We start from the raw sequence: 14,713 nt of genomic DNA on the forward strand, positions 1-14,713 counted from the left end.
GAGGCGCGGCGCGTACGCAAGGAGGATCGAGAACTGATGGCAGGCAACTCGGACCCGCTCACGCCGCGGGCCAAGCTGGCCGTGACCGCGGGCAAGGCGGTCGCGGCGGCATCGCGCGCAGCGGGGCGCGGCAGCGGTTCGGTGATCGGCGGCCGGGTCGCTCTCAGGCTCGACCCCGACCTGCTCGCCAAGCTCGCCCAGAACCTGGACGTGATCCTTGTCTCGGCGACCAACGGCAAGACCACGACCACCCGGCTGATCGCGGAGGCGCTGCGCGCGGCGGGCCCGGTCGTCTCCAACGCGCTCGGCGCGAACATGCCGGCCGGCATCACCTCCGCCCTGGCGGGCGGTTCGGACGCCCGGTACGCCGTGATCGAGGTCGACGAGAAGTACCTCGCGGGCGTCGCCCGGGACACCGAGCCCAAGTGCATCGCGCTGCTCAACCTCTCCCGCGACCAGCTGGACCGCGCGGCCGAGACCCGGATGCTCGCGGAGAACTGGCGCGAGGGGCTGGCCGGCACCAAGGCCGTCGTCGTCGCGAACTGCGACGACCCGCTGGTGGTGTGGGCCGCGTCCTCCTCCCCCAATGTGATCTGGGTCGCGGCCGGGCAGATGTGGAAGGACGACGCCTGGTCCTGCCCGTCCTGCGGCGGTGTGATGCAGCGCCCCGGCGACGACTGGTTCTGCGGCGAGTGCGGTTTCCGCCGCCCCGCGCCCAGCTGGGCCCTGCACGGCGAGCACGTACTCGACCCGCACGGCTCCGCCTGGCCGATCCACCTTCAGCTGCCGGGCCGCGCCAACAAGGCCAACGCCGCGTCCTCCGCGGCCGTCGCCGCCGTCTTCGGGGTGCCGCCGCAGGTGGCGCTGGAGCGCATGTACCAGGTGCAGGCGGTCGCAGGGCGCTACGACGTCGTCCAGTTCGAAGGGCGTGACCTGCGGCTGCTGCTGGCGAAGAACCCGGCCGGCTGGCTGGAGACGTTCTCGCTGATCGACCCGCCGCCGACCCCGGTGATCCTGTCGGTGAACGCCCGCGGCGCCGACGGCACCGACACCTCCTGGCTGTGGGACGTCGACTACACACGGCTGACGGGCCACCCGATCGTCGTGATCGGTGACCGGCGTCTGGACCTCGCGGTGCGCCTGGAGGTGGCCAACCAGCAGTTCCAGGTCTGCGACAACCTCGACCAGGCCGTGCAGCTGTGCCCGCCGGGCCGGATCGAGGTCATCGCCAACTACACCGCCTTCCAGGACCTGCGCCGCCGCGTCGGCAACTGACACTTCAGGGGACTTTTGTGAGCGACAACAGCCTGCGGGTCGTGTGGGTCTACCCCGACCTGCTCTCCACCTACGGCGACCAGGGCAACGTTCTCGTCGTGGAGCGCCGGGCGCGTCAGCGCGGCCTGGACGTGGCCCGGCTCGACGTGCGCAGCGACCAGCCGATCCCGACGTCCGGCGACATCTACCTGGTCGGCGGTGGCGAGGACCGCCCGCAGCGGCTCGCGGCCGAGCGGCTGCGCCGCGACGGCGGGCTGACCCGGGCGGTGGACAACGGCGCGATCGTGTTCTCGGTCTGCGCCGGCTACCAGATCCTCGGCCACGAGTTCATCAACGACCTCGGCCAGCGCGAGCCCGGCCTCGGCCTGCTCGACGTGGTCTCGGTGCGCGGCGAGGGCGCGCGGTGCGTCGGCGACGTGCTCGGGGACATCGACCCGCAACTCGGCCTGCCGCAGCTGACGGGCTTCGAGAACCACCAGGGCGTCACCCACCTCGGCCCCACGGCCCGCGCCCTGGCGAAGGTGCGCTTCGGCAACGGCAACGGCACGGGCGACGGCACGGAGGGCGCGTACAACGGCACGGTCTTCGGTACGTACATGCACGGCCCCGTGCTGGCCCGCAACCCGCTGATCGCGGACCTGCTGCTGAAGCTGGCGCTGGACGTCAACGCGCTGCCGCCGGTCGACGACCGCTGGTACGAGGCGCTGCGCGGGGAGCGCATCGCGGCGGCGCAGCAGCCCGCGTAGGTCTGCCCGACACCCCGGTTTCGGCCGGGGTTCACCAGCCCGTCTGACGCCTCGTCCGCACAGGTGAGCGGGGCGTTCCAGCAGGCGGACGCGGTGTGCTCCCCCGCCCCCCTGAGCCGCTAGGGTGGCGGGGATCGAGCCGGACAGCGCGGTCCGGTCCAGCCCTGGTGGAGAAGGTTGTTTCGGGCTATGCGCATTGGTGTCCTCACGTCCGGCGGTGACTGCCCCGGTCTGAACGCCGTCATCCGGTCCGTCGTACACCGCGCCGTCGCCGACCACGGCGACGAGGTCATCGGCTTCCGGGACGGCTGGAAGGGCCTCCTGGAGTGCGACTACCTCAAGCTGGATCTTGACGCGGTGGGCGGCATCCTCGCCCGCGGCGGCACCATCCTCGGCTCCTCCCGGGTCCAGCCCTCGCATCTGCGCGACGGTGTGGAGCGGGCGAAGGGGCATGTCGCCGAGCTGGGCCTCGACGCGATCATCCCGATCGGCGGCGAGGGCACGCTCAAGGCGGCGCGGCTGATGTCCGACAGCGGACTGCCCATCGTCGGCGTGCCGAAGACCATCGACAACGACATCGCTGTCACGGACGTCACGTTCGGCTTCGACACGGCGGTCGGCGTGGCGACGGAGGCCCTGGACCGGCTGAAGACCACCGCCGAGTCCCACCAGCGGGTGCTGGTCGTGGAGGTCATGGGCCGTCACACGGGGTGGATCGCCCTGCACTCCGGCATGGCGGCCGGTGCGCACGCGATCGTCGTCCCGGAGCGGCCCTTCGACATCGAGGAATTGACGGCGCGGGTCGGCGAGCGGTTCGACGCGGGCAAGCGGTTCGCGATCGTCGTCGCGGCGGAGGGGGCCAAGCCCAAGGCCGGCTCCATGGACTTCGACGAGGGCGGCAAGGACATCTACGGGCACGAGCGGTTCGCCGGCATCGCCCGTCAGCTGTCGGTCGAGCTGGAGCGGCGGCTCGGCAAGGAGGCGCGGCCGGTGATCCTCGGGCACGTGCAGCGCGGCGGGACGCCGACGGCGTACGACCGGGTGTTGGCGACGCGCTTCGGGTGGCATGCGGTGGAGGCGGTGCACGCGGGCCGCTTCGGGCAGATGACGGCGCTGCGTGGCACCGACATCGTGATGGTGCCGCTGGCCGAGGCCGTGGAGACGCTGAAGACGGTGCCGGAGGGCCGGTACGCCGAGGCGGAGTGCGTTCTGTAGGACAGCGGCTTTCCCGACCCCGGTCACGGGCGTGGCCGGGGTCCGCCGTACCCTGAGAGCCGACTCAAAGCGCACAACCCCCCACGAAACAGGAGCCGGCGGATGGAGCACAGCGGGCACGGCATGGTCATGGATCTGCCGCCGTTCACGCTGGGACGTGGTCTTCAGTGGTCGGCGGACCCCTTCTTCCTCGTGGCCTGCCTGCTCGGGCTGGCGCTGTACGGCTGGGGGGTCCTGCGGCTGAGGCGGCGCGGCGACGCCTGGCCCATGGCCCGCACCGTGTCCTACGTGGTCGGTGTGCTCACGGTCGCCCTGATGATGTGCACCAAGCTGAACGACTACGGCATGGTCATGTTCTCGGTGCACATGGTGCAGCACATGGTGATCAGCATGCTGTCGCCGATCCTCATCCTGCTCGGCGCCCCGATCACCCTGGCCCTGCGGGCGCTGCCGACGGCCGGCCGGGGCCGCAAGGGACCCCGTGAGCTGCTGCTGATGCTGCTGCACAGCCGGTACATGCGGATCATCACGCACCCGGCGTTCACGATCCCGCTGTTCATCGCCAGCCTGTACGCGCTGTACTTCTCGCCCCTGTTCGACTTCCTGATGGGCTCCAGGACCGGGCACGTCGCGATGATGGTGCACTTCCTCGCGGTCGGCGTGGTGTTCTTCTGGCCGATCATCGGCGTGGACCCCGGCCCGCACCGGCCGGGCCACCTGATGCGGATGCTGGAGCTGTTCGCGGGCATGCCGTTCCACGCGTTCTTCGGCATCGCGCTGATGATGGCGTCGGAGCCGATGGTGGAGACCTTCAAGAACCCGCCGGCCTCGCTCGGCATCGAGGCGCTGTCCGACCAGAACGCGGCCGGAGGCATCGCCTGGGCGTTCAGCGAGATCCCCTCCGTGCTGGTGCTGATCGCGCTGCTGTTCCAGTGGTACGGCTCCGAGCAGCGCCAGGCCCGCCGCACGGACCGCGCCGCCGACCGCGACGGGGACAAGGAGCTGGAGGCGTACAACGCCTATCTGGCGTCGCTCAACACGCGCACCGACTGACGCGGGCCGAGCCCGCCCGCACCGAATGACCGGTGCAGCACCGGGCACCGTTGCGCCGATCGGGGGCACCATGGAGGGGAGCCGACCTCGAGGAGGGTGTCGCGATGCCCGGTTCCGTTCCCGGTTCCACGCCCGGTTCCACCAAGGCCATGGGGGCCGTCACCCTCGGCGGGCTGGTCGTCGTGACCGCGTACACGGTGGCCCTCGGGAGCAACGGCTGGCTGTGGTTCGGCTGGGTCGTGCTGGGCTTGATCACCCTGGGCATGGCCGCCACCCGCACCACCTGACCGCGCCCGGCGGCGAGCGCCCGGCGACCCCTCACCCGCTGAGTACAGTGCGGACATGAACAGCAGGCCCACCCCGTTCGACGACCTCGACCGGAAGATCATCACCGCGCTGATGGACAACGCGCGCACGAGCTTCGCCGAGATCGGCGCTGCCGTCGGGTTGTCGGCGACGGCGGTGAAACGGCGCGTGGACCGGCTGCGCGAGACCGGGGTGATCACCGGGTTCACGGCGACGGTGAAGCCGTCCGCGCTGGGCTGGCGCACAGAGGCGTACGTCGAGGTGTACTGCGAGGGCGCGGCCCCGCCGCGGCGGCTGGCGGAGGTGGTGCGCAACCACCCGGAGATCACGGCGGCCATGACGGTGACGGGCGGTGCGGACGCGCTGCTGCACGTGCGGGCGCGGGACGTGGAGCACTTCGAGGAGGTGCTGGAGCGCATCCGTACGGAGCCGTTCATCCGCAAGACGATCAGCGTGATGGTGCTGTCCCATCTCATCCCGGAGTCTCCCGAAGCGGGCGCCAGCCAGGTCGCCCCGGACGGCGCAGCAGACGTGCGTTGAGCGGCTTCACAACGCAGTGATCCTGCGCGAACACGCAGCTGTCGTTGCTTGTCGGCCGTCCGCGTCAGTTTCTACCTTGGTGTCAACCCTCAGTAGACACCCAGGAAGCGGAGGGACCCCTCTGTGACCGACAGCCGTGTGCCGCGCCGGCGGCGCTTTCTCGTCTGCGAACCCAGACACTTCGCCGTGCAGTACGCGATCAACCCCTGGATGCATCCCGACACACCCGTCGACGTCGACCTCGCCCAGCGGCAGTGGCAGGACCTGATCGGCGCCTACCTCGCCCACGGGCACAGCGTGGAGGCGGTCGCTCCCGTCCCGGGCCTGCCCGACATGGTCTTCGCCGCGAACTCCGCGGTCGTCGTCGGCGGCCGCGTCTTCGGCTCGCTCTTCCACGCGGCCGAGCGCCGCCCGGAGTCCACCCACTACGACACCTGGTTCAAGACGGCCGGCTACGACGTCTACCGGCCCGAGAACGTCTGCGAGGGCGAGGGCGACCTCGTCTGGACCGGCCGCTACGTGCTGGCCGGCACCGGGTTCCGTACGACCCGGGAGGCGCACCGCGAGGTGCAGGAGTTCTTCGGGCACCCGGTGATCAGCCTGACGCTCGTGGACCCGCGCTTCTACCACCTGGACACGGCGTTGTTCGTGCTGGACGACGGCCCCGAGGACAACATCGCCTACTACCCGGAGGCGTTCTCGCCGGGCAGCCGTGAGGTGCTGCAGCGGCTGTACCCGGACGCGGTGCTCGCCACCGAGCAGGACGCCCTCGCCTTCGGTCTGAACTCCGTGTCCGACGGCCGTCACGTCTTCATCGCCCCACAGGCCGAGACGCTCGCCGCCCGTCTGAACGAGCACGGCTACGTCCCCGTTCCCGTCGACCTGTCGGAGTTCCGCAAGGCAGGCGGCGGCATCAAGTGCTGCACCCAGGAGATCCGCTCATGAGCGCACCCGCCCGCGTCCGTACCTCCGCCGAGCTGATCGGCGCCGAGGAGCCCGTCCTCGCGCACAACTACCACCCGCTGCCCGTGGTCGTCGCCCGCGCCGAGGGCGCCTGGGTGGAGGACGTCGAGGGGCGCCGCTATCTGGACATGCTGGCCGGTTACTCGGCGCTCAACTTCGGCCACCGCCACCCGGCGCTGGTCGAGGCGGCGCACCGGCAGCTGGACCGGCTGACACTGACCTCCCGGGCGTTCCACAACGATCAGCTGGCGGAGTTCGCCGAGCGGCTCACCGCGCTGACGGGCCTGGACATGGTGCTGCCGATGAACACCGGCGCCGAGGCCGTGGAGAGCGGCATCAAGGTGGCCCGCAAGTGGGCGTACGACGTCAAGGGCGTGCCGGCGGACCGGGCGACGATCGTGGTCGCGGCGGAGAACTTCCACGGGCGGACGACGACGATCGTCGGGTTCTCCACGGACGAGACCGCCCGTGACGGTTTCGGCCCCTTCGCGCCGGGCTTCCGGATCGTGCCGTACAACGACCTCGCCGCGATCGAGGCCGCCGTCGACGAGACGACGGCGGCGGTGCTGATCGAGCCGATCCAGGGCGAGGCCGGGGTGATCATCCCGGACGACGGCTACCTGACGGGCGTGCGGGAGCTGACCCGGCGTAGGAACACCCTGTTCGTCGCGGACGAGATCCAGTCGGGGCTGGGCCGCACGGGCCGCACGCTCGCCGTGGAGCACGAGGACGTCATGCCCGACGTGCTGCTGCTCGGCAAGGCCCTCGGCGGCGGGATCGTCCCGGTGTCGGCGGTGGTGGCGACCCGTGACGTGCTCGGGGTGCTGCACCCGGGTGAGCACGGTTCGACCTTCGGCGGCAACCCGCTCGCTGCGGCGGTCGGCACGGCCGTGATCGGGCTGCTGGAGTCCGGCGAGTTCCAGCGCCGGGCCGCCGAGCTGGGCGAGGTGCTGCGCGCGGGCCTGTCCGCGCTGGTCGGGCGCGGCGTGGTCGGCTTCCGCGCACGCGGACTGTGGGCCGGGGTCGACGTGGACCCGGCGATCGGCACCGGGCGCGAGATCAGCGAGCGGCTGATGCGGGAAGGGTTCCTGGTCAAGGACACCCACGGCTCCACGATCCGGCTGGCGCCGCCGCTGACGATCACCCGCGAGGAGCTGGACTCGGCGCTCGGCGCGCTGGAGAAGGTCCTCGCGCAGTGAGCTGACGCGGCACGGGCGGTGATCCGCCTCCGCCCGCCGCGGGATGCCCGGGTCAGCCCGGTCCGCCCGGGTCCACCGACTCCACCGGGTCCGCCGGGTCCACCGGGTCCACCGGGTCCACCGGGTCCGCCCGGTCCGCCCGGTCCGCCCGGTCACCGGAGGGTCGCTCGCTGCGGGCGGCCCTCCTGTGATGCGGCCCGCGGCGGGCGGCCTCCCCGTCCCTCCCGCGGTGGCCCCCGCACCCCCTTTCAGGCAGGGTGAAGGGGAACGGGGGCGTGAGGCGGTGGAGCACTGTCAGCGACGGAGAGGTCGCCCGTGGGTGCTGACGAGGAGCCGGACGTGGCCGGCCGGCGGTTCGACGTGGCGGATGCCGCGCCCGTGCTGCTCGACGCCCAGGGCCTCGTGACCGGGTGGACCCGCGCCGCCGAGCGCCTGCTCGGCTACCCCGCCCCGGAGGTGGTCGGCAAGCAGCTCGCCGACCTGCTGACCGGCGCGGACGCCGAGCGCGCACCCGAGGTGCTGGAGCACTGCCGGGTGGACGGCGGCTGGGCCGGGCTGCTCACCGCCCGCCGCAAGGGCGGCCCCACGGCCCGGCTCATGGTGCGCGTCACCGCCGCCGAGGAGTCCCGCGGCCCCTCCCGCTGGCTGGCCCTGCTGTCCGAGGTGTCCGGCGGCCCCGGCTGGGACATGAGCCGCACGGTGCTGGAGCAGATGGTCAAGGGCTCCCCCATCGGCATCGCCATCGTGGACACCGACCTGCGGTTCGTGTGGTCGAACGAGGCGCTGGCCCGGTACGGCGGCCTGCCCGCCGAACAGCGCCTCGGGCTGCGCCTGGGCGATGCGCAGCCGGGCCTGGACGCGGCGGCGATCGAGGAGCAGATGCGACGCGTGCTGGCCACGGGCGAACCGGTGACCGGTTACGAGCACGTCGGCCGGGTCCGCGCCACCCCGCTGCGCGAGACCGCGCACATGATGTCGTTCACCCGGCTGGAGGACGAGCAGGGCCGTGCGATGGGCGTGTACTACACGGTCGTCGACATCAGTGAGCGGCGCCGCGCCCAGCAGCGGCTCGCGCTGCTGGACCGGGCGGGCGAGCAGATCGGCCGCAGCCTGGACCTCATGCGCACCGCGCAGGAACTCGCCGACGTGGCGGTGCCGGCGCTGGCCGACTTCGTCGCCGTGGACCTGCTGGAGGACGTGCTGCACGGCGGTGAGCCCGCGGGCGCGCCGGAGCCCGGTCAGGAATCGGTGCCGCTGCGCCGGGCCGCGCACCGCTCGGTCACCCCCGACACCCCCGAAGCGGTCGTGGAGATCGGACACGTCGCCGCCTACCGGCCCGGTTCCGCGCCCGTGCGGTGTCTCGCCACGGGCCGCTCGTGGCGGGAGGCGCGGCTCGACCCGGCCGGCCGCCCGTGGGCCGCGGAGGCGCCCGGCGGCCGGGAGACCACCTTCGGCGAGCTGGGCCTGCACAGCGGGATGGTGGTGCCGCTGCGCGCCCGGGGCGTCACCCTCGGCATCACGACCTTCTACCGGCGTCACCGCCCCGAGTCCTTCGACACCGACGACCTCAGTCTCGCGGAGGACTTCGTCTCCCGGGCCGCGGTGTGCCTCGACAACGCCCGCCGCTACACCCGCGAACGCCAGGCGGCACTCGTCCTCCAGCGCAGCCTGCTCCCGCACCGGCTGCCCGAGCAGGACGCGGTGGACGTGTCCGCCTGCTACCGTCCGGCGGACGAGCTGACGGGGCTCGGCGGCGACTGGTACGACCTGATCCCGCTGTCCGGCGCCCGAGTGGCCCTGGTGGTGGGTGAGGTCCCCGGCCACGGCATCGACGCGGCCGCCGCGATGGGCCGGCTGCGTACCGCCGTACGGACCCTGGCCGCGCTCGACCTGCCGCCCGAGGAGGTGCTGGCCCATCTGGACGACCTGGTGGCGCCGCGCCCGGCCCGCGAGAACGGCAGCGAGAGCGGGGACGGCAGGCAGTGGGTGGGCTCCGGCTGCGTCTATGTGGTGTACGACCCGGTGGACGGGCGGTGCGTGATGGCCGCCGCGGGGCACCCCGCGCCGGCCGTGGTGCTGCCCGACGGCACCGTGTACTTCGTCGATCTGCCGCAGGGGCCGCCGCTGGGCGCGGGCGGTCCGCCGTTCGAGTCGCTGGAGATGGTGCTCCCCGAGGGCAGCACCCTGGCGCTGCACACGGACGGCCTGCTGGCCGACGGCCGGCAAGGTGGCCAGGCCGACCGCACCCGGCTGCGGCACGCCCTGCGCGCGGCGGCCCCCTCGCTCGACGTGCGCTGCCGGGCCCTCGTCGACGCGCTGGTGCCGGCCCGCCCGCACGACGACGTGGCGCTGCTGCTCGCCCGCACCAAACGGCTGAGCGGACGGCAGGTCGCCGGCTGGGACCTGCCCCGCGATCCGGCGGCGGTCGCCGACGCGCGCCGCACGGCGTGCCGGCAGCTGTCGGACTGGGGCCTGGACGAGCTGGCGTTCACCACGGAACTGGTCGTCAGCGAGCTGGTCACCAACGCCATCCGGTACGCCGGGGGTCCGATCCGGCTGCGGCTGATCCGGGAGCGGGCGCTGGTCTGCGAGGTCTTCGACGGGGGTGCCACGGCGCCGCATCTGCGCCATCCGCGCACCACGGACGAGGGCGGCCGGGGGCTGCTCCTGGTCTCGCAGCTCGCGCAGCGCTGGGGGACCCGGTTCGTGCCCAACGGAAAGATCATCTGGGCGGAGCAGCCCCTGGCGGGAGCGGAGGCGTGAGGTGCCGGACGCGATCGACTACATGGCGGTCTTCCAGTCCCTGCCGGGCGCGGTCTCGATCCTGACGCCCGAGCTGGTGTTCGCCGACGCCAACCGCCAGTATCTGCGCGGGGCCGGCCGCACCCGCGAAGAGGTCGTCGGACGGCACCTGTTCGAGGTCTTCCCGGACAACCCCGGCGACCCGTCGGCGACCGGGCAGCGCAATCTGGCCGCCTCGCTGCAGCGGGTGCTCACCACCGGGGAGCGCGACGCGATGGCGCTTCAGCGCTACGACGTGCAAGGCCCCGACGGCGAGTGGGAGGAGCGCTACTGGAGCCCGGTCAATGTGCCGGTGTTCGGCCCGGACGGGCAGGTGTCGATGATCGTGCACCGGGTGGAGGAGGTCACCGAGCTGATCCGGGCGCGCGGCAGGAACTCGGGCAGCCGGGCCCAGGTGCTGGAGGCGGAGCTGTACGGCCGCGCCCGGGAACTGCAGGCGCTCAACGAGCGGTTGCGGGACGCACACGCCAGGGAGCGTGAGGTGGCGCTCGCGCTCCAGAAGGCGATGCTCCCGGCGCCGCGTCAGATCCGCCACCAGGGCACGGCGGTGCGCTACCGGCCGGCGGTCGGCGCGCTGAACGTGTGCGGGGACTGGTACGACCTCGTGGATCTGGTCGGCGGTCATCGCCTGGGCGTCTCGGTGGGCGACGTGGTCGGCCACGGGCTGGAGGCGGCCGGGGTGATGGGCCAGCTGCGCAGCGCGCTGAGCGCCGCCTCCCGGGTCGCCGCTGGGCCGGCGCAGGCGCTGGACGTGCTGGGCCGGTACGCGGGGGTCGTGGACGGGGCGGAGTCGGCGACGGCGGTCGCGACGTTCGTCGACTTCGCCGCCCGCACCATCACCTACAGCAGCGCCGGCCATCCCCCGCCGGTCCTGGTGCACGCCGACGGGCGGGTGGAGTTCCTGGACCGGGCCACCGATCCGCCGCTGGACGCCCGGCCCGACCCGCTGCCGCGCGTGCAGGCGGCCACGGCGTACACGCCCGGCGCCACGCTCGTCCTGTACACCGACGGGCTGATCGAGCGCCGCGGGGAGGACATCGACAGGGGCCTGGGCCGCCTCGCCGACTCCCTGTGCCGCCATCGCACGGACGACCCCGAGAAGCTCGCCGACTCCGTCCTGCTGGAACTCCTGCCCCCGGGCGGCGCCACCGACGACACGGCCCTGGTCATCGTGCGGCTGTGAGGGCCCGTCCCGGTGCGGTGCCGCCCGGCGTGTGGGCGGCGGGCGGCGTCAGGCGCCCACGGCGGTCGCCCGGTCGGGATGGATGGGGAAGATCTGGTCGAGACCGACGATCTTGAGCACGCGCAGCGTGTGCGCGGGTACGGCGGCGAGGGCGACGTCCGCCCGCGCGGCCTGGGCGTGATGTCCTGATCGCAGCCGAAGCCGTGCGCCAGCACCACCGCGGGTCCCTGCGGGTTGCCGGTGACGGTCACGTGGTTCCTGCGGGCGATGTCCATTCCCCACAGTCTCTCGGCCCGGAAGGGGGTGCTCCGGCGCCTCTTCCGGGCGGCAGGGCCGTTGACCAGGACCGGGCCCCTGACGCAGCTGAGGCCACGGGTCCCGCCCGGCCGGTGGCGGCGGTCAGGCGGGAGGTTGTGCGGTCGTGGGTGCGGAGGCCGTGTGGGCTGTGGACCGGCGTGTGACGGGTTTCGCCAGCTCCACGTTGAACTGGGCGCCGAACAGCAGGGCCAGGTTGGACAGCCACAGCCAGATGAGGAAGACGACCACGCCCGCCAGCGAGCCGTACAGGCGGTAGTAGGTGCTCACGTGCGAGGCGTAGACGGTGAACCCCAGGGAGACGGTCAGCAGGAGGACGATGGCGAGACCGCCGCCCGGTGCCATTCTCCGCAGGGGTCGTGAGGAGGCGGGACCCGAGCGGTAGAGCACGAGGACCAGGGCGACCGCCATCGCGGCCAGAACGGGCCAGCGCAGCGTGTCCCAGGCGGTCTGGGGCACGGTACCCAGGTCGAGCACCCGGCCCAGGCGTCTGGCCAGGCCGCCGCTCAGCAGCAAGGTCAGCGTCGTGGTGACCAGCAGGCTGATCAGCACGAGCGCGGTGACGAGGATGCGGGGGGCGGTGCGCCACACCGGCCGGTGCGCGCTCGCCCGGTGCATCGCGTGCAGGGCCCGGCGGAAGACGCTCAGGTAGCTGCACCCCGACCACAACGCCCCGACGACACCGACGGAGAGCAGCAGCCACGCAGCGGACGACTGCGCTGCCATCTGCTGCAGAGCGCTGTGCAACAGTTCACGAGAAGCGGCCGGGACGACTCCCGTCACCCGGTCGATCACCTCCGGGGTCGACGTGGGCATGGTCAGCCCGAGCACCGAGAGGATCACCAGCAGCACGGGGAACAGGGCGAGGACCGCGTAGTAGGTCAGAGCGGCGGCCCAGTCCGTGACGTCGTCGTTCCAGATGGCCACCGGGGTGCGGCGAAGCGCCGCCCACCACCCGTGCCTGAGGTCTTCGGCGTCACCCACGACCACGCGCTCCCCCCATGAACCGGCCGGGCTTCCTTTTCCGGCCGGTTCACCTCTACCCCCGCCGCGCCAGGTGATGTCCGGCGGCCGCCCGGACCACCCGCGCGGCCTCACCGGCGAGGCTCCGGCGGGTCGGCCCGGTGACCGCGTGGGGGTGCTGACGATGGATCAGCTCGGCCGGCGAAGGGTCGGCATGAGTCCTGCCGGACATGGTTACAGATGACAACATGTGCGCACCGGTCGGTCGCCGTGAGCCCGGCGCCGATCGGCCGAAATCCCGTTCAGCAGCGGAGCCGCCGGCGTTAAGGAGCACGACGTGTTCTACTTCCTGCTCAAGTACGTGCTGCTGGGTCCGTTGCTGAGGATGCTGTTCCGGCCGCGTATCGAGGGGCTGGAGCATGTCCCGGACTCCGGTGCGGCGATCGTCGCCGGCAACCATCTGTCGTTCTCGGACCATTTCCTGATGCCGGCGGTGCTCAAGCGCCGCATCACGTTCCTCGCGAAGGCCGAGTACTTCACCGGCTCGGGGCTCAAGGGGCGGCTCACCGCGGGCTTCTTCCGCAGCGCCGGGCAGATCCCGGTCGACCGCTCCGGCAAGGAGGCCGGGCAGGCCGCCATCCGGGAGGGGCTCGGCGTGCTGAGCAAGGGCGAGCTGCTCGGCATCTACCCGGAGGGCACCCGCTCGCACGACGGCCGGCTGTACAAGGGCAAGGTGGGCGTGGCGGTGATGGCGCTGCGGGCCGGGGTGCCGGTCGTGCCGTGCGCGATGATCGGCACGTTCGAGGCGCAGCCGCCCGGCCGGAAGGTGCCGCGGCTGCACCCGGTGGTGATCCGCTTCGGCGAGCCGCTGGACTTCTCCCGGTACGCCGGCATGGAGAACGAGAAGGCGATCCTGCGGGCCGTGACCGACGAGATCATGTACGCGATCCTGTCGCTGTCGGAGCAGGAGTACGTCGACGAGTACGCGGCCGTGGTGAAGGCGCGGCAGGCCGAGGGCGGCGAGCGCCGCTTCCCGTGGATGCCGCTGAGCTGAGCTCTGCCGTGGGCAGAACACGGGTGCCGGGGCGGGCCCGGGCCCGTACGGTCGGATCATGAAACGTGCGCTGGTGATCGGAGCGACGGGCCAGATCGGACGGCCCACGGCAAGGGTGTTGGCCGAGGACGGCTGGGAGGTGCTGGCCGCCTCGCGCGGCGGCGGCCGGGACGCCGGGTGGCCCGAGGGGGTGCGGCCGCTGCGGCTGGACAGGGAGGACGACGCGGCACTGGCGTCGGCGGTCGGCGACGGCTGCGAGCTGGTGGTCGACCTGGTGGCCTACGGGGCGCGGCACGCACGGCAGTTGACCGCGCTGACCGGCCGGGTCGGCTCGGCGGTGGTGGTCTCCAGCGTCGCGGTGTACGAGGACGGCCGGGGCCGCTCGTTCGACACGCAGGACAGCCCGGACGGCTTCCCGCGCTTCCCGGTGCCGCTGACCGAGGACCAGCCGACGGTGGCCCCGGGCGAGGCCTCCTACAGCACCGGGAAGGTGGCACTGGAACGCGAACTGCTGGGCGCCGGCGAGAAGTTGCCGACGACCGTGCTGCGCCCGGCCGCGGTGCACGGGCCGTACAGTCCGCTCCCGCGCGAGCTGTACTTCGTGAAGCGGAACCTGGACGGGCGGCGTCGCCGGGTGCTGGCCCACCGCGGCGAGAGCCGGTTCCATCCGTCGGGCGCGGGCACGATCGCCGAGCTGGTGCGGCTCGCGGCGGCCCGGCCGGGCTCTCGGGTGCTCAACGCCTGCGATCCCGGGGCGCCCACCGTCGCCGAGATCGGTGCGGCGGTGGACGCGGCGATGGGGGCGGAGACCGAGACGGTGCTCCTCGACGGTCCGCCGCCGTCGCCGTCCGTGGGCCGCACCCCGTGGTCGACCGAGTGGCCGGTGGTGTGCGACATGTCCGCGGCCGCACGGGAGTTGGGGTACGGCGGCGGCGTCCCGTACGCCGAGAGCGTGCGCGCGTCGGTGGACTGGCTGGTGGAGCGGCTGACGGGTGGGGACTGGCGGGAGGAGTTCCCGCTGCTCGCCCAGGCCTACCCCGAGCTGTTCGACTACGCGGCGGAGGACGCCTGGTTCGAGCAGGCATGACGAAGGGGCGGC

General features: G+C 72.8%; 13 protein-coding genes and 2 pseudogenes. 12 read left to right on the forward strand and 3 right to left on the reverse strand.

Annotation, left to right across the window (positions count from 1 at the left end):
- The first annotated feature begins 36 nt into the window (after positions 1–36).
- The 10 genes from ACZ64A_RS17640 (at position 37) to ACZ64A_RS17685 (ending at position 11,282) form a co-directional block, all read left to right on the forward strand.
- The gene (locus tag ACZ64A_RS17640; RefSeq protein WP_361626325.1) at positions 37–1,275 is read left to right on the forward strand and encodes a MurT ligase domain-containing protein; all 1,239 of its coding nucleotides are present in this window, start codon (positions 37–39) and stop codon (positions 1,273–1,275) included.
- A 17-nt stretch (positions 1,276–1,292) separates the two neighbouring features.
- Positions 1,293–2,021, forward strand: a complete 729-nt coding sequence (locus tag ACZ64A_RS17645; RefSeq protein ID WP_469811231.1) for a type 1 glutamine amidotransferase — start codon at positions 1,293–1,295, stop codon at positions 2,019–2,021.
- 189 nt (positions 2,022–2,210) lie between these two features.
- Positions 2,211–3,236 (forward strand): 6-phosphofructokinase, encoded by a 1,026-nt coding sequence (locus ACZ64A_RS17650; RefSeq protein WP_469811232.1) that lies wholly within the window; start codon positions 2,211–2,213, stop codon positions 3,234–3,236.
- Positions 3,237–3,338: 102 nt separating this feature from the next.
- Positions 3,339–4,289 carry a cytochrome c oxidase assembly protein gene (locus tag ACZ64A_RS17655; RefSeq protein ID WP_469811233.1) on the forward strand — a complete coding sequence of 317 codons (951 nt, stop codon included), beginning with the start codon at positions 3,339–3,341 and terminating at the stop codon, positions 4,287–4,289.
- A gap of 104 nt (positions 4,290–4,393) precedes the next feature.
- Positions 4,394–4,576, forward strand: a complete 183-nt coding sequence (locus ACZ64A_RS17660) for a hypothetical protein (protein WP_361626337.1) — start codon at positions 4,394–4,396, stop codon at positions 4,574–4,576.
- 55 nt (positions 4,577–4,631) lie between these two features.
- The gene (locus ACZ64A_RS17665; RefSeq protein WP_361626340.1) at positions 4,632–5,135 is read left to right on the forward strand and encodes an Lrp/AsnC family transcriptional regulator; all 504 of its coding nucleotides are present in this window, start codon (positions 4,632–4,634) and stop codon (positions 5,133–5,135) included.
- A 123-nt stretch (positions 5,136–5,258) separates the two neighbouring features.
- Positions 5,259–6,080 (forward strand): dimethylargininase, encoded by an 822-nt coding sequence (gene ddaH / locus ACZ64A_RS17670; protein WP_469811235.1) that lies wholly within the window; start codon positions 5,259–5,261, stop codon positions 6,078–6,080.
- The gene (gene rocD / locus ACZ64A_RS17675; RefSeq protein ID WP_469811236.1) at positions 6,077–7,297 is read left to right on the forward strand and encodes an ornithine--oxo-acid transaminase; all 1,221 of its coding nucleotides are present in this window, start codon (positions 6,077–6,079) and stop codon (positions 7,295–7,297) included. The genes ddaH and rocD overlap by 4 nt, the downstream gene beginning before the upstream one ends.
- A gap of 315 nt (positions 7,298–7,612) precedes the next feature.
- Positions 7,613–10,060, forward strand: coding sequence for a SpoIIE family protein phosphatase (locus ACZ64A_RS17680; protein ID WP_469811237.1), 2,448 nt, complete (start codon positions 7,613–7,615; stop codon positions 10,058–10,060).
- A gap of 22 nt (positions 10,061–10,082) precedes the next feature.
- A complete protein-coding gene (locus tag ACZ64A_RS17685; RefSeq protein WP_469811385.1) occupies positions 10,083–11,282 on the forward strand; it encodes a PP2C family protein-serine/threonine phosphatase in 1,200 nt (399 codons plus the stop codon).
- A gap of 48 nt (positions 11,283–11,330) precedes the next feature.
- Here the strand turns inward: ACZ64A_RS17685 and ACZ64A_RS17690 are convergent.
- The 3 genes and pseudogenes from ACZ64A_RS17690 to ACZ64A_RS17700 form a co-directional block, all read right to left on the reverse strand.
- Positions 11,331–11,462, reverse strand: a pseudogene (locus ACZ64A_RS17690) (anti-anti-sigma factor); the annotation flags it as partial.
- Positions 11,462–11,557 (reverse strand): annotated as a pseudogene (locus ACZ64A_RS17695) (alpha/beta fold hydrolase); the annotation flags it as partial. The pseudogenes ACZ64A_RS17695 and ACZ64A_RS17690, both read right to left, overlap by 1 nt.
- 124 nt (positions 11,558–11,681) lie before the next feature.
- Positions 11,682–12,581, reverse strand: coding sequence for a YihY/virulence factor BrkB family protein (locus ACZ64A_RS17700; RefSeq protein ID WP_469811239.1), 900 nt, complete (start codon positions 12,579–12,581; stop codon positions 11,682–11,684).
- Positions 12,582–12,897: 316 nt separating this feature from the next.
- Here ACZ64A_RS17700 and ACZ64A_RS17705 point away from each other — a divergent pair, with 316 nt between their 5' ends.
- Both ACZ64A_RS17705 and ACZ64A_RS17710 read left to right on the forward strand, forming a co-directional pair.
- Entirely contained in the window at positions 12,898–13,614 is a 717-nt protein-coding gene (locus ACZ64A_RS17705) for a lysophospholipid acyltransferase family protein (RefSeq protein WP_469811240.1), read from the forward strand.
- A 58-nt stretch (positions 13,615–13,672) separates the two neighbouring features.
- Positions 13,673–14,701, forward strand: coding sequence for an NAD-dependent epimerase/dehydratase family protein (locus tag ACZ64A_RS17710; RefSeq protein WP_469811241.1), 1,029 nt, complete (start codon positions 13,673–13,675; stop codon positions 14,699–14,701).
- The last annotated feature ends 12 nt before the right edge of the window (positions 14,702–14,713 follow it).

Source organism: Streptomyces sp. NPDC104814, assembly GCF_055583185.1.